General features: G+C 57.7%; 21 protein-coding genes and 1 pseudogene. 15 read left to right on the top strand and 7 right to left on the bottom strand.

Translation table 11 applies throughout. The annotated features are described in order from the left end of the window. The first annotated feature begins 4 nt into the window (after positions 1 to 4). Together AAFF19_RS19680 and AAFF19_RS19675 are read left to right on the top strand one after the other, a co-directional pair. Positions 5 to 1,228: an AMP-binding protein gene (locus tag AAFF19_RS19680; protein ID WP_056642827.1), complete on the top strand. Its 1,224-nt coding sequence runs from the start codon at positions 5 to 7 to the stop codon at positions 1,226 to 1,228. Positions 1,229 to 1,297: 69 nt separating this feature from the next. Further along, positions 1,298 to 2,350 carry an MBL fold metallo-hydrolase gene (locus AAFF19_RS19675; protein ID WP_056642830.1) on the top strand — a complete coding sequence of 351 codons (1,053 nt, stop codon included), beginning with the start codon at positions 1,298 to 1,300 and terminating at the stop codon, positions 2,348 to 2,350. 371 nt (positions 2,351 to 2,721) lie between these two features. Here the strand turns inward: AAFF19_RS19675 and AAFF19_RS19670 are convergent. Next, a pseudogene (locus AAFF19_RS19670) lies at positions 2,722 to 3,396 on the bottom strand (IS481 family transposase); the annotation flags it as partial. Between the two features lie 119 nt (positions 3,397 to 3,515). Here AAFF19_RS19670 and AAFF19_RS19665 point away from each other — a divergent pair. The 3 genes from AAFF19_RS19665 to AAFF19_RS19655 all read left to right on the top strand — a co-directional run bounded on the left by AAFF19_RS19665 (position 3,516) and on the right by AAFF19_RS19655 (position 5,073). Next, the gene (locus tag AAFF19_RS19665) at positions 3,516 to 3,758 is read left to right on the top strand and encodes a hypothetical protein (protein ID WP_056642833.1); all 243 of its coding nucleotides are present in this window, start codon (positions 3,516 to 3,518) and stop codon (positions 3,756 to 3,758) included. A 233-nt stretch (positions 3,759 to 3,991) separates the two neighbouring features. Then, positions 3,992 to 4,648 (top strand): tyrosine-type recombinase/integrase, encoded by a 657-nt coding sequence (locus AAFF19_RS19660; RefSeq protein ID WP_108499779.1) that lies wholly within the window; start codon positions 3,992 to 3,994, stop codon positions 4,646 to 4,648. Then, positions 4,645 to 5,073, top strand: coding sequence for a hypothetical protein (locus AAFF19_RS19655; RefSeq protein ID WP_020228498.1), 429 nt, complete (start codon positions 4,645 to 4,647; stop codon positions 5,071 to 5,073). The genes AAFF19_RS19660 and AAFF19_RS19655 overlap by 4 nt, the downstream gene beginning before the upstream one ends. Here the strand turns inward: AAFF19_RS19655 and AAFF19_RS19650 are convergent. Then, positions 5,070 to 5,777, bottom strand: coding sequence for an SOS response-associated peptidase family protein (locus AAFF19_RS19650; RefSeq protein ID WP_082564899.1), 708 nt, complete (start codon positions 5,775 to 5,777; stop codon positions 5,070 to 5,072). The genes AAFF19_RS19655 and AAFF19_RS19650 overlap by 4 nt on opposite strands. Then, positions 5,749 to 6,186, bottom strand: coding sequence for a Cd(II)/Pb(II)-responsive transcriptional regulator (cadR, locus tag AAFF19_RS19645; protein WP_020228496.1), 438 nt, complete (start codon positions 6,184 to 6,186; stop codon positions 5,749 to 5,751). Before cadR ends, AAFF19_RS19650 begins: the two co-directional genes overlap by 29 nt. Positions 6,187 to 6,262: 76 nt before the next feature. Between cadR and AAFF19_RS19640 the strand changes: the two genes are divergently transcribed. The 5 genes from AAFF19_RS19640 to AAFF19_RS19620 all read left to right on the top strand — a co-directional run bounded on the left by AAFF19_RS19640 (position 6,263) and on the right by AAFF19_RS19620 (position 9,202). Continuing rightward, the gene (locus tag AAFF19_RS19640) at positions 6,263 to 7,309 is read left to right on the top strand and encodes a cation transporter (RefSeq protein ID WP_056642836.1); all 1,047 of its coding nucleotides are present in this window, start codon (positions 6,263 to 6,265) and stop codon (positions 7,307 to 7,309) included. Next, positions 7,306 to 7,620: a DUF3703 domain-containing protein gene (locus AAFF19_RS19635; RefSeq protein WP_020228494.1), complete on the top strand. Its 315-nt coding sequence runs from the start codon at positions 7,306 to 7,308 to the stop codon at positions 7,618 to 7,620. Before AAFF19_RS19640 ends, AAFF19_RS19635 begins: the two co-directional genes overlap by 4 nt. Positions 7,621 to 7,733: 113 nt before the next feature. Next, positions 7,734 to 8,234: a signal peptidase II gene (gene lspA / locus AAFF19_RS19630; protein WP_137747719.1), complete on the top strand. Its 501-nt coding sequence runs from the start codon at positions 7,734 to 7,736 to the stop codon at positions 8,232 to 8,234. Between the two features lie 82 nt (positions 8,235 to 8,316). After that, positions 8,317 to 8,934, top strand: a complete 618-nt coding sequence (locus AAFF19_RS19625; RefSeq protein WP_020228492.1) for a hypothetical protein — start codon at positions 8,317 to 8,319, stop codon at positions 8,932 to 8,934. Positions 8,935 to 8,956: 22 nt separating this feature from the next. After that, complete coding sequence (locus AAFF19_RS19620) at positions 8,957 to 9,202, top strand: hypothetical protein (RefSeq protein WP_199227788.1); 246 nt, start codon at positions 8,957 to 8,959, stop codon at positions 9,200 to 9,202. Between the two features lie 769 nt (positions 9,203 to 9,971). Here the strand turns inward: AAFF19_RS19620 and AAFF19_RS19615 are convergent. Then, on the bottom strand, positions 9,972 to 11,006 hold the full coding sequence (locus AAFF19_RS19615; protein ID WP_056642839.1) for an IS630 family transposase: 1,035 nt from the start codon (positions 11,004 to 11,006) through the stop codon (positions 9,972 to 9,974). A gap of 392 nt (positions 11,007 to 11,398) precedes the next feature. On the opposite strand from AAFF19_RS19615, the gene AAFF19_RS19610 reads away from it, so the two are divergent. From AAFF19_RS19610 to AAFF19_RS19590, 5 genes are all read left to right on the top strand, one after another. After that, positions 11,399 to 11,728: a helix-turn-helix transcriptional regulator gene (locus AAFF19_RS19610; protein ID WP_056642842.1), complete on the top strand. Its 330-nt coding sequence runs from the start codon at positions 11,399 to 11,401 to the stop codon at positions 11,726 to 11,728. Positions 11,729 to 11,943: 215 nt separating this feature from the next. Then, positions 11,944 to 12,948, top strand: coding sequence for a CBASS cGAMP-activated phospholipase (locus AAFF19_RS19605; protein WP_056642845.1), 1,005 nt, complete (start codon positions 11,944 to 11,946; stop codon positions 12,946 to 12,948). A 12-nt stretch (positions 12,949 to 12,960) separates the two neighbouring features. Next, complete coding sequence (locus AAFF19_RS19600) at positions 12,961 to 14,130, top strand: cyclic GMP-AMP synthase DncV-like nucleotidyltransferase (protein WP_056642848.1); 1,170 nt, start codon at positions 12,961 to 12,963, stop codon at positions 14,128 to 14,130. Between the two features lie 3 nt (positions 14,131 to 14,133). After that, positions 14,134 to 15,849: a ThiF family adenylyltransferase gene (locus tag AAFF19_RS19595; RefSeq protein ID WP_056642852.1), complete on the top strand. Its 1,716-nt coding sequence runs from the start codon at positions 14,134 to 14,136 to the stop codon at positions 15,847 to 15,849. Beyond that, complete coding sequence (locus AAFF19_RS19590; protein ID WP_158276489.1) at positions 15,821 to 16,279, top strand: Mov34/MPN/PAD-1 family protein; 459 nt, start codon at positions 15,821 to 15,823, stop codon at positions 16,277 to 16,279. Before AAFF19_RS19595 ends, AAFF19_RS19590 begins: the two co-directional genes overlap by 29 nt. 69 nt (positions 16,280 to 16,348) lie before the next feature. Here AAFF19_RS19590 and AAFF19_RS19585 read toward each other — a convergent pair whose 3' ends face one another. The 3 genes from AAFF19_RS19585 to AAFF19_RS19575 form a co-directional block, all read right to left on the bottom strand. Further along, entirely contained in the window at positions 16,349 to 16,933 is a 585-nt protein-coding gene (locus AAFF19_RS19585; protein WP_056642858.1) for a hypothetical protein, read from the bottom strand. Between the two features lie 1,040 nt (positions 16,934 to 17,973). After that, a complete protein-coding gene (locus AAFF19_RS19580) occupies positions 17,974 to 19,278 on the bottom strand; it encodes a hypothetical protein (protein WP_233250702.1) in 1,305 nt (434 codons plus the stop codon). Positions 19,279 to 19,857: 579 nt separating this feature from the next. Further along, on the bottom strand, positions 19,858 to 21,723 hold the full coding sequence (locus AAFF19_RS19575) for a TnsD family Tn7-like transposition protein (RefSeq protein WP_082564902.1): 1,866 nt from the start codon (positions 21,721 to 21,723) through the stop codon (positions 19,858 to 19,860). Positions 21,724 to 21,726 lie beyond the last annotated feature (3 nt).

Genomic DNA, 21,726 nt, shown 5'->3' with positions numbered 1-21,726 from the left:
CGCCATGCATACGTTACCCACCACCGATCGATTCAGACTACTGCGTGCTTCGCAGCAATTCGCCTACGACCGCGCCCCGGCCATCCGCGCGGTCTATCAGCTTGCAATGATGACGCCGCAGGATCTCCAAGGCCCTGCCGACCTTGCACGGCTCGCCGTCACAAGTAAGGATTCACTGCTTGATAAGCAGCGCCAGTCACCGCCATTCGGTGGGTTTCTCGCTGCCGACGACACATCTATCCGCCGCATTTATGTCTCCCCAGGCCCCGTCTATGAACCCCATTCTTTCGACGAAGACACTGGCAAGGGCTTCTCGCATGTGTTCAGGCAGGCGGGAATCGGCCCCGGTGACCGTGTACTCAACACCTGGTCCTACCATCTTGTTCCAGCCGGCCTATTGCTAGATGCGGGCATTGCTGCCACCGGGGCGACGCTCATTCCCTGCGGGCCCGGCGGCGCCGAGCAACAAGCGCAGCTCATCATGGAACTGGGCATCACCTGCATTTGCTCCTCCACCTCCTTCTTCGTGACCTTGGTCGAAACGCTTGAGCGCATGGGCTACGACCTGCCTTCTCAATGGAAGGTCCGCTCCGCAATGCTGGGCGGCGAACTGGGTGACTGGATGGGCAAGCGCCGCGCATTGGAGCAGAAATACGCAATCCGCACGTTCTCGGCTTATGCCACCGGCGACTTCGGGCTGATTGCTTACGAGGAACTAGGACAACTGGGCTACACGGTCCAGCCTGACCGGCTCGTCCAGATCTGCGACCCGCACACCGGCGCACCCCTTCCGCCGGGCGAACCCGGCCAGATAGTGGTCACCACGCTGGACAGCGGTTGGCCTCTGGTCCGCTTTGGCACAGGCGATGTGGCGCAAGCGCTGGCCCATTCCCCGGATGGTCTCGTCGAACGAATCAGTTTGTTGCAAGGCCGAGTGGGCCAAGGTGTCAAAGTACGCGAAATTTTCATCTATCCACGCAACGTGGAAGAGCTGATCATCCGGATCCCGGCTATAGAACGTGCCCAGATCATCGTTGAAAAAAAGCAGCATCGGGAAACTGCAACCTTGCGCGCGGTGCTAACGCCAGGGGCTTCTCACTACGCCACGCAAAGCGATTTGATCGAAGTGTTCAGGCAATTGACCCGCCTGAGGCTCGACTCAGTCGAGTGGGTAATCCAAGAAGATATGCCCATTGACGCACCCTTGCTGGTTGACAACAAGCAGTGAAATTCTAAAAAGCCATTGGTCTGATGCACCTAGTGGCTATACCGTCGCTTACCTCATGAAACGATAGCAATGATTGAACTCGCAGCCAATCCACTTATTTATCCATTCAAGCCACCATCGTCACGACACTGGGTCGAGATCGCCCCGGGCGTACGCTGGATCCGACTGTCGATGCCATTCCGACTCGACCACATCAATGTATGGGCCATAGATACCCATGATGGCTGGGTGCTGGTAGATACCGGCCTGAATAACCCCGACACCGTGGCCGACTGGCTGGCCCTCATGGCGCACGGGCCGCTGGCACGGCCACTCCAAGGCGTTTTCGCCACACACATGCACCCAGACCACATCGGCTTGGCTGGTTGGTTCACGCGTCGCTTTGGTGTGCCGCTGCACATGAGCCGGCTGGAGTACCTGACCTGCCGCGTGATGCATGCCGACACGAACCGCGAAGCCCCGCCCGACGGCGTGCTCTTCAATAGATGCGCCGGCTGGTCGGAGGCAGCCATTGAAAGCTACCGCAGTCGCTTCGGCAGCTTTGGTAAACATATCCACGCTCTGCCTGACAGCTACCGACGGTTGCAGGACGGCGACCACGTCCAGTTGGGTAAATATGGCTGGCGGATCATCACCACCGGCGGCCACTCACCAGAACATGCCTCTCTGTACTGCCCCGACTTGAAACTGCTGATCTCCGGCGACCAGGTGCTACCGAAGATTTCGTCGAATGTTTCGGTGTTCGCCAGCGAGCCACAGGCCAATCCGCTGAAGGAGTGGTACGAAGGGCTCGACAAACTAATGAGGGATGTTCCCAACGATGTGTTGGTACTCCCCTCTCACAACGAGCCCTTTTATGGACTGCATGAACGCCTTGACTCGCTCAGGTCAGGCCAAAATAGTGCACTGAATCGGTTACGTCAGACATTGACTACCGGGCCTCAACGGATCATCGATACGTTCGCTGCACTCTTTCATCGCTCCATCGGAGAACAGGATGCGCAGCAACTGAGCCTGGCAACAGGTGAGGCAGTTGCTTGCATAAACTTTCTCATCGCACAGGCCACCATAGAAGTCACGATGGACGAAAACGGGGTCGCGTGGCACTCAACAAGATATTGACATTGAAGTGCCGCCCTACGCTCTATGGTGAATCGACCCGGTTGATCTAGACGCCGTCGAGCCTCGAACCGAAGCCCATTGGCAGGTGCAACGGTGTTTCGGCGGCAATCTGCGGAAATCTGACCGAGAAGTCCCCTGAATTTTTATTCGTTTGAGCGACCGTTTTGAGTCGTTATGCACAGTGCGCCGTTATGAGTAGCCCGGTGGGTGTGAACCGCCCCGGGGCGGTTCACCATGCCCATCCGGGATTGGAAAGCTGCCCTGACCCGATTTACCATTCAGTTCGGAGACCGCATCTCCATCAACTGTATGCGTCCGGCCAACCCATCTTGAATCGGATGAATGGGCTGTGATGCAACCAACATAAACTGCTATGTGTCGCATCCCGGACGATCATAGGGTCGCTTGTGGAACAGGTGCGGGTGCTCCTGATACCAATCCTTCATGGCTTGCATCGGCGTCTTGCTCTTGAGTGCTGACTGCGGCAGCTGGTGGTTGTACAAAACCACATAGCGCAGCAAGGTCTGCTCCATGTCCTCGCGGCTGTTGAACCGGTGGGTCTTGAGCACATCGGCAATGCGGCCATTGAATCGTTCGACCATGCCATTGGTTCTCGGTGTTCTGGGCTTGGTCAACCGGTGTTCGATACTCAGTTCTTGGCACAACTGGTCGAACTCATGGTTGCCGCTGGGCTCGCGCTCCCTGCTGGCAAACAGGCGGTCCGTGAACTCCTTGCCGTTGTCGGTCAGCAGCTTGGTGATCCTGATCGGACAGGCCTTGTGCAATGCCCTCAGAAAGGCCCGTGCACTGGCGGCTGTCTTGTTGGCCTTGAGTTGTACGAACACCCATCGCGTGGCCCGGTCGATGGCCACAAACAGGTAGCGCCGTTGCGATTCGTCCTGCATCTGGGGCAGGTACTTCACGTCCATGTGCACATAGCCAGGCTCGTAGCTCTTGAACGCCTTGTGCACAGGCTGTGGCTCCTGGGGCTTGAGGGCGTTGAGGTTGCCCGCCCCATGGCGGCGCAGGCACCGGTCCAGGCCCGAGTGACCTTGCCCCTGTTTCGTGTAGTTCTTAACCCACGATTCACGCGGCCTTTTTACGCTGTGCCTCGTACCAGCGCTGCTCGTATTTCTTGAGCTGCTTCAGCTGTCGCAGCTACACCGTGGTCGGCACCAGTGAAGACCTGCACCGCCTCTTCAGCTTCTACTGGTTCCTGGAAGCCGAGAGCAGGAACACGAGGTCCCGCGAATGGGCTGAATACTTCACGCTCATACGCACTCAAATTGACCTGTTCACCATGGACAAATTCGATGAGGAACTGGTGACCCAGTCCAGAGAGGCCGCCCGCAGCAAGCCTCTGAAATTCTGGAGTCGGTACCGCATCTCGGGAGGCGCACTTGCCTAGCCACGCACAACCATCGATGGCCCCGGCAACCGCCCCTGACGGCGCGCCAGCTGACCTGGTCGTCAGCTCTGCGCCGGGCCCGGCCGGCGCCACCCAAGTCCTGAGCCGTTACCGCGACGACGTGTGGGAGCTGTGGCCCTACTTCGAGCAGTCGAACCTGACCCCCAGCAGCAAGCGCATCGACTGGGCAAACGTTCCTGAGCAATTCAGGCCCGACACCGCAGATCCGGACCGTGTCCGGCCTGCATTGGGCCGGCCGGATGAAAGGCTTTGCCGCCTACGCCGGCGTTGATTGGCGCCTCTCGCCTCACCAACTGCGCCGGGCGTACGCCTGGACCTTCGTGCGGCATCGCCTGGGAAATGTCCTCTTCCTCAAGGAGCAGTTCAAACACTCGAGCATCGAGATGACGCAGCTGTATGCGGCGAACCCTATGCAAGATGACGCGCTGTTTGAAGACCTGTTCACGGAGATCAGTGCCCGAAAAGTCGAGCTGATCGAAGGCTGGCTCCACGCGGATACGCCCCTGGCGGGGCGCGCCGGCCAGCGAATCGTGAGCATGCGGGCCCACGACTTCCCTAGCCGCGAAACTCTCATCGAGGAGACGGCCGATTGGATCAATATCCGCAGCACCGGCCATTCGTACTGCTTGGCCCAGGATGATGGCTGTGGCGGGGCCGGTCTGTATGAGCCGTGGCGGTGCGGCGCCTGCAATGACTCTGTGATCGACAGTTCCCAGCGGATCGCGTGGCAGGCAATACACGCCCACCAACTGGAGCTCCAAGTGGAGGCCCGCGAGTTGGGACCGGCAGCGGTCCAGCGCGTGCAACGAGACCTCCACCGGGTCGAAGACGTCTTGAAGCAGCTGGGGCCGGGGATCGAACCGCTATGAAAGCCAGATGGGACCGACGCCAGGCGCCCGAAGAGGTTCGCGGGCGCAATCGAGACACAACGACCGCCGATCTGTGGGAGGCTCTGGCACGCCTGCAGCGTGCCGAGGCCGTTCCGACGATCACAGCCCTAGCGGTCGAGGTCGGCGTCACTCCAGCGTTGATTCACAACCGCTACCCGGATGTCGCGAAGGAGGTTCGCCGCCTGAGCGGCCGAGAGCCCGGCGCAAGCGAGGACAGCCTCAAGGCGGCGCTCAAACGCGAACAGGAGACTGCCCGTGATTTGCGCGCCGAGAACTTGGACCTGCGCAAGCAGCTTCAGGCCATGGCCTCGGTGAACGAAGCGCTGCGGCAGGAGGTCAGGATTCTGCATGCGACCGGCCACGCGAAGGTCGTGAGCTTCGTGCCCGGGGCACCGACACGCTAGTCGAATAGGGAAGCTGTTTGAGGAACGGCCTTAGCCGGCGCTCGCTCGACCGGCTCGCCGGTGGCTGCCAGGCGCTCAGGCGGACAAGCCTGCATGAAGTCCATCGAGCCTTCGGCGGGCGCGTCCAGCCAGGCGTCGTACTGGGATTCGTCCAGCAGGACGACCATACGCTTCTCTTCGCCTGGGCGGTGATAGTTGCACATGACGGGATGGGAGTCGGCGTTGACCGTCATGAGCGTGAAGGTATGAACGCGCTCTCCTGCAGGCGAATGCCAAGTGTTCCATAGCCCGGCGATCGCCAAGGGGCTGCCGTCGGCCGCGCTGATACGTGTGGGCACGTGCACGTTCGAGCGCCAGTCTGGCTCGTAGATGGCCTCAGCCGGGACAATGCAGTGCTGGGCCTTCTTCCAAGCGGCCTGGAACGGCCTCGCGGTGGCAACTGTTTCGGAGCGGGCGTTGTACGTCAGCTTCACCTTGCGCATATCGGTGGCCCAGAAAGGGATCAGGCCGAACCGCGCGACAACGGCCTCGCGCTCAGGAACCGCCTCGTCGCCCGATTCGAGCTCGGGCGGGCGCCTCACGATGGGCGCAAAGCGTCCTGGAAAGACATCTCGATCGAGAACATCCAAGCCGCTGTCGCGGATGGCTCGAAAGAATTCGCGCAGCCGCGCTGCGTCAAGAACCGAGTGGTAACGAGCGCACATTCTTTGAATTCTGCTTGGCCGCGCGCTCAAGTCCACCCAGGATGCCGCAGTTGACCGCGGCACGGCCAACCGAGCAGCTGCGGTGCAGTGAGCGCAATTCGGCTTCCAACGCCTTCAGCTCCCGGATGCGGACCACGACCTGCTCGATGTGACTTGCAATCAGCTCATCCACGACGCCGCAATTCTCGGAAGGAGCGTCTTTGAAGTGCAGCAGCGTGCGGATCTCAGCCAGCGTCATGTCCAGGCTGCGGCAGTGCCGAATGAAGGCGAGCCGCTGGGCGTGCTCAGCCGTGTAGCTGCGGTAGTTCCCCTCGGTCCGGGCGGGGGACGGCAGCAGTCCCTCGCGCTCGTAGAAGCGGACCGTTTCGGGAAGCGTATTGGTGGCCTTGGCCAGGTCGCCGATCTTCATGGATGAGCCGCCCTTGCAGCGGGCTTGACTTTGTAGTTGCTAGAGGGTTTCCAATTATGCAGTCCGAGGAATACCCATGAGCGCCACCACAAAATTCGAAAGTACCTTTGCCGTTCCGAAGATGGATTGCCCGTCCGAGGAGAACATGATCAAGATGGCCTTGCAAAGCGTCGAAGGCGTGCAGTCGCTCACCTTCGACCTGCCGGGCCGAAAGCTGGTGGCCGTGCATCGCGCGCCGGTCGCCGAGGTGTTGCAGCGTCTCGAACCGCTGGGCTTGGGCGCGAAGCTGGTGCATTCGGCCGCGGTAGACGATAGCGCCGCCGGCAGCTTCAAGAGCACCTTCCATGTCCCGAAGATGGATTGCCCATCGGAAGAGAACATGATCAAGTTGGCCCTGCAAGACGTTCCCGGGGTGAAATCCCTGTCCTTCGACTTGGCCAACCGCAAGCTGACCGCAGTGCATGGCGCTCCGGTGGCGCAGGTCCTGCAACGCCTGGAGCCGTTGGGTCTGGGCGCCAAGCTGCTGGAATCGGACGCGGTCATGGGTGACGACGATGAAATCGACCCGCCTGACAATGCGGCCGAGGCCAGGCTGCTATGGATACTGCTCTCGATCAATGCGGCCATGTTCGTGATCGAGATCGTGATGGGCTTCATCGCTCAATCGACCGGGCTCATCGCCGACTCGCTCGACATGTTCGCCGACGCTGCGGTGTATGGGCTGTCCCTGTTTGCCGTCGGCCGAGCAGCTGCCCTTAAGACGCGTGCGGCTCACACGGCGGGCTGGTTGCAACTGGCGCTTGCGCTCATGGCACTCAGCGAGGTCGTTCGACGCTTCATCGCCGGGAGCGAACCTGTCTCGGGCCTGATGATGGGGATGGGCCTGGTGGCCCTGATCGCCAACGTCATCTGCCTGGTCTTGATATCCAAGAAGCGGGATGCCGGTGCGCACATGAAGGCAAGCTACATCTTCTCGGCCAACGACGTGATCGCCAATGCGGGCGTGATCCTGGCTGGCTTCCTGGTGGCCATGACCGGATCCAACTACCCTGATCTGGTCATCGGCACCGTGGTGGGTCTGATCGTCTTGAACGGTGCCCGGCGCATCCTGAGTCTCAAATGACGAACCTGACAGCCATAGACGATCGGCAGCGCGGGGCAGCATTTGCTCACCTCGTGGAGCGGGCGAGATCCCGAGGACCTGACCGGTGGAAGGTCCTGGAGGCCGCGCACGTGCTTGGCCAAGAGCGCTTCTGGCTTCATCTGCGGAGTCATTGGTACATGCTGGCCCTGGCCGCGCGTGAGCGTGACGTGCGGGAAGCCGCGGGCCAGCTGTTTAGGATCCTGCTGGTGCCGCTTGGCCACCTCTCGGGCAGGCTGCCGCTTGGCAACCCTGGCCGGGCCACGGTCAGTGCCTTCGCGCCAATGCTGTGAGACCGGAACTCGCTGAAATTCTGTCCGCGTCAATAGCACTCACGGCCGAGCACGGTGCGGCAACGCGCTGAATCCAACCACGGCCCTGCGATCTGGTCTAACCAACAAGAACGATGAAGTATGTCAACCGACCAGCTCGCTGGTATTGCCTTGCGCTTGTAGTCTTTGCCGCAGACCAGACTGCCAAGACCTGGATTCATCTGACCACCCTGCTCGGCTGGTCGCGCGAGGTCGCACCGTTCTTCAGCCTGGTCCACGTACTGAACCCCGGCGCGGCCTTCAGCTTCCTGGCCGGCACCGGCGGATGGCAACGCTGGTTCTTCCTGGCCATCGCCCTGGGCGCGTCGGCCTGGCTCGCTTGGCTGCTCGCCAAGCCGGTGCGCAGCCTCGAGGGCTTGGCTTATAGCCTCATCCTGGGCGGCGCCCTGGGCAATGCCTTCGACCGGGCTGTGCGCGGGTCCGTGATTGACTATCTGGACTTCCACCTGCACGGCTGGCACTGGCCGGCATTCAACATCGCCAACATGGCCATCGTTGGTGGCGCCGTTGGTCTCATTGCATCGTCAGTTCTGGGGCACCGCGAGGCAAACACATCCTCTCGAAGGCACACGTAACTGTTGCCGCTTAGCAGTCCCGACAACAAGGGAGCCCCCCAACCCGCGCGTGCAGGCGTGCTCTGCTGTGCGAAACTTCCTGATGACCAAAGGAATCATCGCGCTTGACGCTGACGGAGTCCTCCTGGACTACGGCTTGGCCTATGCCAGCGCTTGGCAGAAGGCGTTCGGCACGTACCCTGGCGAGCGCGATCCGCTCGCCTACTGGCCCATCGACAGATGGGAAGTGGAGCGAGTTGAAGGGGATAGGCTTGATCTGCTTCGGCGGGCCTTCGACAACGAGTTCTGGTCATCGATCCCGCCGGTTCCAGGAGCGATTGAGGCGTGCCACAAGCTCGCCGCGGCGGGCTACGAACTGGTATGCGTCACGGCCTTGCCTGCGGAATTCAGGGCAGCTCGCGAGCACAACCTGAGACTGCACGGATTCCCGATTCACCTGGTCCACGCCACCGACAACGTGGCAACGGCCGCGAGCCCTAAGGCCGACACGCTCAACTCCCTAAAGCCGATCGCCTTCGTCGACGACTACTTGCCGTACTTCGTGGGCGTCGATGCCGCGATCCATCGCGCATTGATTTTGCGTGGGATTACCGGGTCGCCCAACGCGGGCGACCTGTTGGTACACACGGATTCGCATCACGCCGACCTTCTTGCGTTTGCGAATTGGTGGTCGCAGCGCGCTGGTGATAAGTGCCGGTAACAGTTACTGCTGTTGAGAAACCATGATCTCGCAGAACTGCGATGAAGTGCCGGTGCTCAACCTGATGCACAGGCCTGACCCCAAGCGCGCGCCGGACATGCAGGACAAACGTACGGTGGTTCCGCTGGAAAAGGGGGACTGGGACACTTGGCTGCACGGCACCATCGAACGGGCAGAGTCGCTGATCAAGGTGCCACCGGTGGAGCTGTTTGTGCACAGGGCGAAGGATCCGGCGCAGCAAGTCGAGTTACCTGTTGAGTCAGCATGACGCATGCGTGCAACAGCCGGTACTTGCGCCGACTGGACGCAGCGATATAAATTATTGGTTGTCCGGGCTAACGCGAACCCGGCCGCGTCCGGGTTACCTGGCGCATAGCCGAGTGGTGCGATGCCCCGGCGCCCGACCTGTCCGGATATCGGCAACGGGAGTAGCTTCAACACTACCCCTGCTGCCAAATGAACAAGCTGGCCAAACTCCGTATCCAGTCCGCGATCGCCCAACAGGGCTGCTGCTTTTACTGCGGGCTAAAAATGATTGAGCCCACGCTTCCTGAACTTTCGCAATCAAGCGCGCCCACACGGTGGCGTAAGTTCCTTCGGTGCACTGCAGAGCATCTCACTGCGCGCCAACAGCAAGGCCGCGATGTAGCGCCCAACATCGTCGCCGCCTGCTGGTGGTGCAATTCCCGTCGGCACAGGGGACGTGAGGAGAAAGCGCCAGATTCATTGAGATATCGGCAGCGCGTGCAAAGCTTGATGAAAAAGGGGTGCTGGCACCCAGCAGGCAGGCTAGTTGTTGATTTACACGCAAACCATAGCCGGTGAAAATTAACCCAGAATTGCTTATTCAGTTTCAGGCTGATTGCGGCGATCCAAATCAAGGCCATCAGCAACTGCTAGCTGGCTGCACCAGTCACCAGGTGAATCCAACTACTTCCCTGGACGCTTGTTCGCGAGATCTGGCTGGCGCACATGACAGAACTGACCTTGCCCCTGTTTCGTGTAGCTCTTATTGATCCGCCCCCTGTGAACTTGACTCAAGCAGCGTAGCGAACCGGGGCGTGGTCGAAGTACTTTCGAATGCGCTCGGGCTGACGTTGCACGCTGCGCAAGTGTTTGGCCGTGGCCTTCACCAACTGCATCTTCGTGCGCGCCGGGGCCAGCTTGGTCACCGCCTGTTTGATGTCTGCATTGGCCATCTCATCGGGGTTCAACTCCGGGCTGTAGCTCGGTAGGTAGAACACCTCGATGGCGTCAGCGTGCTCTGCCAGCCTGGCCTTGACCGGCTTGGCGTGGTGCACCCGCAGGTTGTCCAGGATCAGGAACAGCTTCCTGCTCTGGCCCTTGATCAGTCGGCGCAGGAAGTCGATCAGAATCGTGGTGTTGAGCGCCCCGTCAAAGCTGCTCCAGCGCATCTGGCCCTTGTTGGTCACGGTGGAGATCACCGACAGGCCATGGCGCTTGTTGTTGACCCGCACCACCGGTGTCTGGCCCTTGGGCGCGAAGCTCCTGCCGCGCACGTCGTCGCTGCGCAGCCCGCTCTCGTCGCCCCAGTGAATCTCGGCTCCTTCAGCCTTGGCGCGTGCGGCGATGACCGGGTAGTCCTCATCGAGCCATTTCTTGACCGCCGCTGGCGACTGCTCGTAAGCCTTCTTCATAGGCTTTTGTGGTGTGAAGCCCCAGCGGGCCAGGTACTTGCCCATGGTGCGCACTTGCAGCCGGATGCCAAAGCGCTGCTCAATGAGTTGGGCCACTGCCGCGCGGGTCCACAGCGCATAGGGCATCTTGAGCTGATCTGGCGTCTTGTCGGCAATGAGCTTTCGCACCAGGGCCTCCTGGTCGGCATCGAGCAAGCGGTTTTCTCCGAACTTGCGTCCGCCAATGGTGTCGTGCAGAGCCTTGGCGCCGTGTGCCGCATGGCGCCTGCAGATGTTGAAGACGCCCGTGCGGCTCAGACCCGTGAGCGCTGCAATCTCGTCGTAGGTATTACCGGCTTTACGCAGTCGGATGACCTGCACGCGGCGCTCGTGCCGCGCTTCGCGGCTCAGCGATCTCATGTCGGTTGCTTGCATGAATCTGAGTTGAGGGCGGTACAGATAATTTCAAATGCACAAAGGCCTGGTCAATAACCCACGGTTCACGCGGCCTTTTTACGCTGTGCCTCGTACCAGCGCTGCTCGTACTGCATCGGGCTGAGGTAAAAACTCCAGTTTTCAGGGGCAACCTCAGTCCAGCAAGTACAGCCTGGGCTGGATTCCATTCAAGGCTCGGGCGTTGCAATACAAGGCTCCAGGAGCTGGATACGGGGCTTGTCCATGGGGATGAGGACGGCGTCGTAATGCATCGCTTTACAGAATCTATAGTTAACTGAATTTTTAGGGCTCATTCTATAGTCTAGTATTCATCGCGAGCGATAGATGGCTATACTTATCTAAAGATTCGTTGTTTTTTCTTTAGTTTACTTATGAAAACCGTTGGTCAGTTCGCTGCTGCACTGTCAGCCGCCAAGCAAGAGCAGGGGGTGACCCTGGCGGCGCTGGCAACCAACACGGGGCTCACGCCACTGGCCGTGCGGCAGATCCTCGATGGCAAAGTCTCCCCGCGCATCAGCAATGCCATGGCGCTGGCGTCCGAGCTGGGCCTTGAGCTGGTTCTGATGCCCAAGACGGCTGCTGCATCGTTCGAATCCAAAGGGGGGGAGCGCACCTTGCTGAGTCCGCTGGAACGGCAGCTGGGAGCGCCATCCATTGGAATCGTGGGTGACCAGAATTCGGAAGTGAAGGAGGGCCGATGAAATACCGCGCGCTGGATGTGTACCTTGGGGAGGGTAGACGCCAGTGGCGCAGCGCGGCAGAAAGCGATCAGCCAAGGCGCAATTAAGCTGTATTTAAAAGCAGGCTGTATGTTTATACTGCGCTACTGGTAGTGTATTGACACTGGTTGATACCCATATATAGTGTTTCATAGCACTCGCCATCGCGGAGTGCTAGAAACAACCAGTTATCCCCAATGCCCCACAATGTGCGCAAGCCCTTTCAGATTCTCGCCCTCTCTGGTGGAGGCTTCCGAGGGCTGTACACCGCAAAAGTCATAGCGGATGTCGAGAAAGAGATCGAAGCGCCGCTTGCATCGCGTTTCGATCTGATCACAGGTACTTCAATCGGTGGGATCCTGGCGTTGGCACTTGCCCTTGAGATTCCGGCGCAAGATATCGTAGACCTGTTTGTCGACCACGGGGAGGAGATTTTCGACAAGCGCTGGTCACTCTTCGGATTCTGGCGGTCGCCTTATTCACCGGAGCCGCTGAAGAAGCTACTGTCTGACTCCAAGCTATTTGGCGACCGGCTCTTGGGTGCATGCAAACACCCTGTCATCATCCCGAGTCTGAATTACTCTACCGGTGAACCGGTAGTTTTCAAGACGCCGCATCATGTCGATTTCAAGCGGGATCGCCATTTCACCATCGTAGACGTCGCGATGGCCACCAGCGCAGCCCCGGCGTACTTCCCAAGACACTGCTTCAACAACAGCCAGTATGTCGATGGCGGCTTATACGCCAATGCCCCCGGGCTCCTTGGTTTGCATGAGGCCCACAAGTTCTTCGGCCAGGACATCGACAACGTCCGCCTGATGGCGGTCGGCACGATGTCGTCGCGCTTCACTGTGGACCCCAGACAAGACCGGCAAGGTGGGGTCCGAGACTGGGGCGGCGGGTGGCCGATCAAGATGTCCCGGCGTCTCTTCGGCCTCTCCATTTCGGCGCAGGAGGTCTTGAGCGATTTCATGCTGACGCACCGCCTGGGAAAACACTACTGCCATGTAGACGACGAACTTCACGACGAACGTGCCCGTGCTGTTGCATTGGACATTGCAGACAAAAACGCCCGCGAAGTTCTGCTGAGCGCAGCTACCCAACGCTCCAAAGTTTGCATCAGCAAGCCGGAATTCCAAACCTTTTTGGAGCATTCGCCCTCCAAACCGATCTTCTTCCACGGCGAGAACGCACGCACCTGAGGCCCAAGAAACATGCTCAAACTCAACCGCCTGCTCTTCGCTACTGCCGAAGAAGTGTTCATCAACAGTATCGAACCTACCAAGGACCAGCGCCGGGTGCTGGTTGAAGCCAAGAACGAGATCCGCGATCACTTGAGGCCACGAATCCGAGAAGCGACGATCAAGGCGCTGGGCATGGACAAGGCCGTCACCCCGCGTTTCCGGACACAAGGCTCGTGGTCGTACCAAACCTGCGTGCAGCCAGCCTGGCATCCGCCCCAGGAAATGGACTGGGACTTCGGTGTCTACCTGCCAGTGTCTGTGTGGGAGGAAAGTGGGCCTCCGCACGCCATGGCCCAGCTCTACTTCAAACTGGTCGAAGGCCTCTTGAAGGATCTTTGCAAAGAAAAGGGCTGGAAGCTGTACAGCGGCAAGGACACATGCATTCGGGTGCAGATAAATGCCTGGGCGCATATCGATATCCCGTTGTACGCGGCGCCGGAAGCACAGTTTGCGCAAATCGTCGAGAAACGCGTGTTCGATGCGGCCGCGAAATCGGACGCACGTGAAGCGCTCGCCGCAGAATTTGCAGAAGAGGATTTCACCCTGCAGCAGTGGGAGGACATGGTCGACATCATGATGGCGACGCGCTCGGGCGAATGGAAACCGTCGGACCCCGAAGAGGTATCTCGGTGGTTCCTTGACCGTGTCGAGGAGCACACCGAGCAACTGCAGCGCGTGTGCCGTTACCTGAAGGCCTGGCGTGACCTGCACTGGAAGGCCGGCGACGGCCCCACTTCAGTGTGCATCATGATCGCCGTGGCGCAAGCCTTCGAACCCAAGCGTGGGCGCGACGACGTGGCGCTTGAGAGATCCGCACGGGCGTTGTCGATCGCGCTGAAGGGCAACGTGCACGAGCCCGCTATCGCAGAAGGCAAGGAAGATTTCAACAAGCGCCTGGATGCCAATGGCCGCCAACACGCATCGACCCTTGCTGCAACACTGGCTTCCCAGATCCAGGCAGCCAGAATGAAAGCATCGCACTTGGCCGGTGACGCGATCGATATCCTCCGAGCACAGTTGGGCAGCCGCGTGCCCTACCGGACGGACCTGGTTGAGCCGGACAGCGGCGACGACGTCGTCCGGCTGGTCGGCGCAGATCGGGTATCTCGCCCAGTAGTGAATTCGACAAGCGCAGGCTGAGCAATGCCGGAGGCTGCGGCATCGCTCCTTGGCGAGGCGCTCCGGCTGCTGAGGTCGCGCGGCTTCACGCCCAGCGGCTATCGGCGAGGCACGCGGTCATTCGATGGAGCACTTCCGTGTAAGGGCGGGCCGATCAAGGTCAGGCTCAGCGTCACCGACTGGGACTTTCTGACCTACCCCTCGATCAGGATCCTCGATCACCTCGATGTCCTGCCGCCCCTATCGCCGCACGTGTATGCATCGGGAGGTCTGTGCTACTTTGCCTCTGGCGCAGTGGTGTTGGACCGGTTCGATCCGGCAGAATCGATTGCGCAGTGCCTGGACCAGGCGCAACTCGTGCTGGATCGCATCCGGCATGACCCTGATTTCAGGCACGACGACATCCAGGACGAATTCCTGCAGCACTGGTCGCACGGCGAATCCTCCGCCGTCTATTCGGTGCTGATCGGGAACGTTGACCGAACGACCCAGTCGTCGAACTACTGGTTCTTGGACATTGCAGGTGCTTCGCACGCCGTTGTCGCCGACAACAAGGAGGAAGTCGAAGCGCTTGCCTTGGCGTTAGGGGCCCAGCCTCCCAAAGAGACGAAGTGTCCGTGCTGGCTGTTCGCAACTCAGACGCGGCCTGCGGTACCGAAAGCAATCCCGGCGACCATCAAAGAGCTATTCGCGTGGCTCCAGGCATGGGATCACCGGCTGTACCAGCAACTTCAACGCGTGCTCGAACGCGAGACACAGTATCTCAAGTACTCCATCGCAACGTTCGCCATCCACACACCGCTGGGGTGGCTAGGGTTCGGTTTTGATCTGGATCCGCTACATCGGCTTGGCGCTGCCAGGAAGCCTAGGCTCTATCGCCAATTTCTCCACACGAGAGGGGGAACGAGCAAGATCAGTAGGCTGGCGATCACCGAGTTCGGCCCGGACTTCGTCCACAGCCGCAATCTGACGTTCCCCGACCTGAAAGGAAAGAAGATCACCGTAGTCGGCTGCGGTGCCATCGGCTCGCATGTTGCACCGGGTCTCGTGCGGCTGGGCGCCGGCACGGGTGCAGGATGTCTGGACCTTGTGGACTACGATGACATGAAGCCGGAGAACCTTGGCCGGCATGTGCTGGGCTACCCTGCGCTCTTCAAGAGCAAAGCCGAAGCATTGGCCGAAGAGCTCAAGCGACAGTTCCCATTCGCAAAAATCCGGGCCCGCGTCCGCAGTGTCAAGGGACTCCCAGACCTCTTCGATGCGGATCTGGTGATTGATGCAACTGGCGAGGAGATTGTGAGCGAGATGATCAACGCCATGCGCCTGGACAAAGGCACTGAAGTACCGGTGCTCCACGTACGGATCCGGGGGAACGGGGAATGCGTCCAGACTTTCTGGGCAGAGGGGCGCCGCCTCGGATGCTTCCGATGCCTGTTGCAGGCTGAGCACAATCACTATCGGCAGGAGCGCTTCCCGGTCCTGAAAGAGCTGCCCACGCGCAAACAACTGGGCTGCAATGGCTTCACGCCGTACGCGGTCAGCGCACCGATGGCTGCGGCGGCGCTGTGCTTGGAAGTTGTAGTCGACTGGCTTCAATACGGACGGGCAAGCCCGCGATTCCGAACCAGCGCGATGGCCAATGCGAACGTCTACGGCGTCAAAAATCAGGACGTCTCTCGATTGGCTGCCTGCCCCGCTTGCGGGCCTCGTGATGCTCAAGCCACTGCCATTCGGCCGTAATGGCGCGATGCTGCTCATTGAGCCGCAATTATTGGAGCGGCTATTGGGCCTCAGGCAGCTGACGGCGTCCGCACCCGAGGCTGGCGGCATTCTGATGGGCTACCGCCGCGGCCCCCACACCCACGTGACAGAAGCTACCTTCCCGACGGCGGCAGATGTTCAGCGGCGTTTCGGATTCTTCCGTCATGCCACACATCACCAGCGGGTGTCGCGGCGTCGTTGGAAAGAAAGCGGCGAGACAATAGACTACGTCGGCGAATGGCACACGCACCCTGAAGACGCCCCCTTGCCATCAGGCGTCGACCTCAAGCACTGGCAGGACATCGCGCAGGGGGTTTCTAAACCGATGGTCTTCTTGATCGTCGGCCGAGTTTCTAACTGGTGCGGAGTCGGTATGGGGGCAGAATTGACATGCGTCTCCGACATGTAGGCCTCAATTCAAATCGCCGACCAATCAAAGATTGCCCCCCTCCAAACGGCTCCATATTGGTGATCGTTTTTACAGCGTGCGTCGGAACTCGAAATGACCGCCGGATTCACGACTGGTGAAATAGTTGCCGCTGAGGCGATCATAGGTGGCGACATCGACGACCAAAGACGCGGCTCCCTGGTAAACCATGTTCTGCCCGGGCGATTGATACTTTTCCCTCACCTCGTAGATGTAGTGGAGCAAGGGCCGCGCGGATTCCGGATCTTTCTTGACTGAAAGCGCTATGGTGCGCGACTCAGATCGTGGGGCATCCATCTCAATAGAAAGCGTGAAAAAATTCTGTTTGATCGACACGGTACCCAGTGCAAGACCAGTTTTTCCATCCTTTACCCAGTCAATGGATGCAGCCCAGGTTCCGTTGAGATCGGGATAGAGCCATTGATTGAGACGGGGCACTTTTTCCCATATCCAGCGCCAACCAACGTAGACGAAGAACAGTAGTCCGAGATCGATCACTACCGCACCGCTAAACACGCGAAGGAAGCTGACCTCAATACCTAGCCGTTCCATTCCAAGCGCCACAAGAAAAGCCAGCAGCGCATACAGTCCAGCTAGCATCGAAATCACTTTTGTCATCGGAAGAAGGCTAAACATCACGCCACCTTTCCGTGCTCAAAAACTATCGGGCCATATTGCTTCGACACAACTCCCGTGCAAATCACGCCCTCAAGGCAAGACCCGAAGGCAGCTGCAAGGTAGCGCCCACCGAACCTCAGTCCGTTCGCAGGAGTCTCCACTTGCGCGGAAATCGCGGGTGAAAAATAGACTGACACCTGGATGAGCGCAAGAGCTGTGTCAACGACGTGAAATCCATCGTGAAAAGGGCTCCCCTCCCGCGAGATATTCATCAAGACTTCAAATGTGGTTTTGTCATGGATGCCCCTTGGCTGTTCACTTCGCATAGGGAGGATTGGTATCGTAGACACGCCATCCCACACAATGACCCCCAGTCCAGAGAACGTTGTGTCAACCTGGGTATGAATCCTATGGAGGAGCGCCTTGAGCTTAGTTTTAGGCTCCATGGACTCTGGGGGCTTAGAAATCATGTGATTGGGTGGGCACGAGTTGCGTGGCGTATTGTCCGCCAGTATCTCCCGCATGCTCGTAGCGAACGCCAGTAGGCTTACGCCACATCTCGTGGTAGATCTGATGTTGGCCGGAGCACAGGAACCATTTTTATACCCAGCAACTTTAACCGGCACCATACCCTGGTCTGGTCAAGTAGACACGGAACGCATGGTCACCTTGCAGTGTACTTTGTGGTCAAGTGCATCTAGCTTCCGCAGCAATATACCTCTGCCGTCACATGCCTCCTGTATGGCCACTAAGACAATTGCTTTTAAAACGGTTGGTCCTGTGGGTAATCGTCAATTTAGTCACTTTTGCTGCATCACTTAATTGATGTCTCACTTTTTAGGTTCAGCCGACGAGTGAATTACGCCCTGTCGTCATAATTTATGTGTTTGATGGTGCTGTAAATGCCGTCGTGGCCCCCTCGAAGTTCTAGGCGCTGAGGAGGTCGGGTTCGTCGGGGGCGGAATATCAGCATCGGCGGCAAGCCGCCTCCGCAGAGCAGTTGAAGGATTTTAGTCAGATGATTATTCGCGATATTTGACTAGAAGATGTCGCTTGTATTAATTCAGAGGTTTTAAGTCGACTCGGTTGAGGCGGTGTAATCGGGCTATCTGCTCTGGGTCTGTGTTAAAAGATTCACGAATTGCTTGACGACTTAATCCGCTTGAAAGCAAATCGATTGCAGAGCGCGCGTGTTCCCTGTTACGGGAAGTCGTGTTGAGCCCTGCCGCTAGCAGAACTGTTGTAGGCGTCATATTTGTCTCTGCAAGAGCTAACGCTTGTGCTGCCCACAGTGCCAATCTACGATCTTTGTCGGCGTTGATTTTGCTTATCATCGTGTGCAGCCTACTGCCGGGTGGGGTTGCTCTGGTAATTGAAGAAACTCCTCTTGATGATAGTTGAGAAAGTCTTGATCTGGTGATCTTATGAGGGCGCCGTTCTATGCGAATCGCCTTCATTAATGCGAATACGAGGTCTCTTTCAATGTCATCTATTTTTGGATTTTTATGTTCTTTTTTTCTGTTGGTGGGAGTGCTCAAATTTTTGGAGGCAGGGATTTTTGCTGATGTAAGTTTGGTGATCGGTTTGAGTGGGGGGGCTGTAAAATCTGATGGGCTTAATTTTGCGGTGCTTATCAGCCAGTTCTGGTCCCTTATAATTGCTCTAAAGAGGGGGCGCGATGCACTGGCGAATATTTTTTTAAAATCTCCATTTTTTTTTAATAGTCGACCTAACTTCTTTCTATCGCTCTCAATCGGCGGCAGTGTTTTCAACTTTGGACACCATCTTTTAATCGAATCTGGATGATGGATCCTCAGGAGCCAGTAGAGTCGAGGGTGAGATCTCTGGAATTTCGTAGCCACCTCGCCTGGGTATGCTTTTGAAAAGTTCAGGAGGACTTCTTCGGCGTGCTTCAAACCGTAGACGTACTTCGGACTCCTTTGCTTGATGTGAATGCCGACAGTTCTATTTTTTGAAATTAATAGTGCGGATTCGTCGAAGGTTAGTCCAGCGGCAGTGAAGAGGGATGCAAAGTCCTCAGCTTTAAACCTCCCCAAATCCAGATTGAGTCTGAGATGGCAGTCGCTGCTCGGCGGCGCGATAACGAATTTGTGAGGAGAAATGCTGATTGGCTTACCGTAAACTTTGATAAGAGATTTGATATATCCTGTGGAGAAGTCATGCGGCGATAGTCCAAGAGCTTCGCTGGCGGCGGACTTGACTTGAGCGTGCGACCACAGTGAATTTTTAGAAAAAATTGAATCCGCACAAAATTTACTCAATCGCTTGAAGGCACTGCTTACTGGCGATTTTCTGACCGGCAATGACCGTAGATCCGCGCCGCATTCGCAGACGATGGGCATAGGTCGAAGTACCATTCTGTTAATTGGCACAACAAGCATTTTGCACTTGGGGCATGAAATTCTTAACCATTCTTCATGAACTGTGCATGTCAATGCGGGCTGCATCTGATGAATTCGATGAAGATAGGGCTCACCGTATTTTTTGAAGTCCTCATCAAGACAGGATGGACAGAAACGCACAGCGGGTTGGTGATTGCAAGGAATGAATCCAAGGGACCGAAGTCTCCCACTTCGTGTTCCATACCCCGCTGTCTCTAGGTTCAGCGGTCTCTTGTGAGCCGTGTTGAATACTCGAAAGAATTGACTTGTAGTTAACCTATCGGTGACTTCATTTCCTGGTAGCCCCATTTGATCGGTGATGAATGCTACGACTGCAGGATGAGGCGGGCTTGCCTGATAAATTGAAAGATTGGGACTGAGGTGGGCTACAGAATTTGATATTTTTCGAAAAACACTCTCACCATTGTGAACTACAAATCTTGTGAGAACCGAGCACAGAACTTCGTCTGGGTAAGGGGTGGGAACGTATGGCAGGAATACCATGAAGGGGCTTAGAGAGTTAGTTGGTGCCCAAGACCTTTAGGTGTGCTCGTTGATTCGTCGTTGAGCGTACGCGATAAGGTCCGCAGGCCATATACGAAGGCCTGCAGCACGCTGAATTTTCCATAATTTAATGTCGGACTCTCGTTGCACTAAAAAATCGATTGCGAAGTTAACCCTCCGAATTCTGAACGACTCAGGTGTCTCCGAAAAACGTGATAAGAGCGCCTTAAAGTGGGGTAGTTTGTCGCGGCGCCATTGAGAGGATTGCCCCAGCCCTGAGCAAAGCCGAGCTACTGAGATTCGCATGGGTGGTTCAGCCCTTAATAGCAAGATCATCCTAGTGAGAACTTTCGAGCAGAGCTCCTGATCTCGGGCCGGCCAATTCACCGTACCACGCGTGCTCACCGATTTGCGATATTGCGCATTGGAAGTAAGTAGCCAACTGCGATCATGTCGATAGAGCCAAGCATAGTCAGAAAAGCCCAGAGACCTTGCTTTGGAGATTCCCTCAACGCCAGGCGTTTTTAACACTCCCATCCACCGGTCACGCCGAGACGTTCGTTGTGCCATGAAAAGTGAACGTTGGCGGTGCAGTTTGGTGCCCTTCTCGTACGCTAATTCCCGATATATAGTTTGCACGGAAACCCCATTACGAAGGGCAATAGACTGCAATTCCAAACCTGACAACAAGTCGTGCCCTATCGAAGTTCGAGTTTGGGCGCCGACGAATTTACGACGCTCTTTCACTTCGATTTTTCGCTGTCTACGATACTTGACGATGGTGCCGACACTCTTGCCCGTTTGTTGAGCTATCTGACGGCAGGACAATGACGGGTTGCGTAGGAGATGTTCTATTTCAAGGCCTGGTACTTGTAGGGATTTCTTTGTCTCACCACGAGGAATCGCGTGCGCACTTCCTCGTGTCGCTTCGCGTGAAGACCGCTCTGCGTCAACTGCCAAGCTGAACTCTGCTATGGAGCCAAATAAAAAATCAATCATCAGCAGGTGGCATATCGGATGCAATGAGCGGTCAGGACGCTCAACCAGATCTTCAATCCAGCGCAAAGGACTTCTGGCGGTCTGCAGCAGTCGTGATTGATGCTGAAAGTTAGCGAAGTCGGCAAAGTAGTGCCTCACCTCAGTTGCAACTAATTGGTAGTCGAGGCTTCGACGGCTCGACTGAAAGCCTTTTGCCGACAGGCGGTTTCGATATACGTTGGAGCGATCGGCATTGTTTATCGGCGGTAGTGCTGCCAGCAGGAGATCCGCTGATAGTTGCGCAAATCGGAATTGAAAACCACATTCAGGGGTTATGCATTCCTCGCCGCTAGGAAGGCCTGGATACATTAGGGGTTGGCCAAATAGGCCTTCCTTTGGGACACTTTGTTGTTGCAACTGCAGAGAATGGCGGACGCAGCAGTTCACTCCGGGTAGATGGTGCTGCCGATGCCAGTAGTGGCAGCCGTTCATCTCAATATCTTCGGCTACACATGCGGGGCAAAAGCGGTGTGGCGTGTTGATTCCGAACCGGTTTGCAACGAGACCAAGCCGCAGTTTCAAGTCAAGGGAGTTACTTGAGCGCGAGTCCTCCATTAGTTGTGCATAGCGCTCGTGATCCAAGAACGGCCTGTGATACGGTAGCAGCGTACTGGCTTCCATAAGAGCGGCGAAAGAGTCGTGTGGCAGCGCCCCCGCGTATCGCTCGTTCATGGCATCGAAGTGAGTGGGAAGGGTAAGGCTGGGTGTAACCGTCCTGCCACCAAAAATTTTCCTCACTGCGTCTCGGCCCGTTCCCCACGCATTCAAGATTGCTAACCTGCACAGCCATGAATACAGCAGTTCGTCATGGAGCAGCTCAGGCGTGTAGCAGATAGTTGTTGAAGCGAGGCGAGCGCGGTGCACGTT

This window comes from Acidovorax sp. FHTAMBA (assembly GCF_038958875.1).
In the GTDB taxonomy this organism is placed as follows: Bacteria; Pseudomonadota; Gammaproteobacteria; order Burkholderiales; family Burkholderiaceae_C; genus Acidovorax.
This window is presented reverse-complemented; position numbering and strand designations above follow the sequence as displayed.

Bases quoted from the DNA above. Each gene is read 5' to 3' on its own strand.
- AAFF19_RS19680 (WP_056642827.1), top strand. From the start codon at position 5: ATGCATACGTTACCCACCACCGATCGATTCAGACTACTGCGTGCTTCG.
- AAFF19_RS19675 (WP_056642830.1), top strand. From the start codon at position 1,298: ATGATTGAACTCGCAGCCAATCCACTTATTTATCCATTCAAGCCACCA.
- AAFF19_RS19655 (WP_020228498.1), top strand. From the start codon at position 4,645: ATGAAAGCCAGATGGGACCGACGCCAGGCGCCCGAAGAGGTTCGCGGG.
- AAFF19_RS19650 (WP_082564899.1), bottom strand. From the start codon at position 5,777: ATGTGCGCTCGTTACCACTCGGTTCTTGACGCAGCGCGGCTGCGCGAA.
- cadR (WP_020228496.1), bottom strand. From the start codon at position 6,186: ATGAAGATCGGCGACCTGGCCAAGGCCACCAATACGCTTCCCGAAACG.
- AAFF19_RS19640 (WP_056642836.1), top strand. From the start codon at position 6,263: ATGAGCGCCACCACAAAATTCGAAAGTACCTTTGCCGTTCCGAAGATG.
- AAFF19_RS19635 (WP_020228494.1), top strand. From the start codon at position 7,306: ATGACGAACCTGACAGCCATAGACGATCGGCAGCGCGGGGCAGCATTT.
- lspA (WP_137747719.1), top strand. From the start codon at position 7,734: ATGAAGTATGTCAACCGACCAGCTCGCTGGTATTGCCTTGCGCTTGTA.
- AAFF19_RS19625 (WP_020228492.1), top strand. From the start codon at position 8,317: ATGACCAAAGGAATCATCGCGCTTGACGCTGACGGAGTCCTCCTGGAC.
- AAFF19_RS19620 (WP_199227788.1), top strand. From the start codon at position 8,957: ATGATCTCGCAGAACTGCGATGAAGTGCCGGTGCTCAACCTGATGCAC.
- AAFF19_RS19615 (WP_056642839.1), bottom strand. From the start codon at position 11,006: ATGCAAGCAACCGACATGAGATCGCTGAGCCGCGAAGCGCGGCACGAG.
- AAFF19_RS19610 (WP_056642842.1), top strand. From the start codon at position 11,399: ATGAAAACCGTTGGTCAGTTCGCTGCTGCACTGTCAGCCGCCAAGCAA.
- AAFF19_RS19605 (WP_056642845.1), top strand. From the start codon at position 11,944: ATGCCCCACAATGTGCGCAAGCCCTTTCAGATTCTCGCCCTCTCTGGT.
- AAFF19_RS19600 (WP_056642848.1), top strand. From the start codon at position 12,961: ATGCTCAAACTCAACCGCCTGCTCTTCGCTACTGCCGAAGAAGTGTTC.
- AAFF19_RS19595 (WP_056642852.1), top strand. From the start codon at position 14,134: ATGCCGGAGGCTGCGGCATCGCTCCTTGGCGAGGCGCTCCGGCTGCTG.
- AAFF19_RS19590 (WP_158276489.1), top strand. From the start codon at position 15,821: ATGCTCAAGCCACTGCCATTCGGCCGTAATGGCGCGATGCTGCTCATT.
- AAFF19_RS19585 (WP_056642858.1), bottom strand. From the start codon at position 16,933: ATGTTTAGCCTTCTTCCGATGACAAAAGTGATTTCGATGCTAGCTGGA.
- AAFF19_RS19580 (WP_233250702.1), bottom strand. From the start codon at position 19,278: ATGCCCATCGTCTGCGAATGCGGCGCGGATCTACGGTCATTGCCGGTC.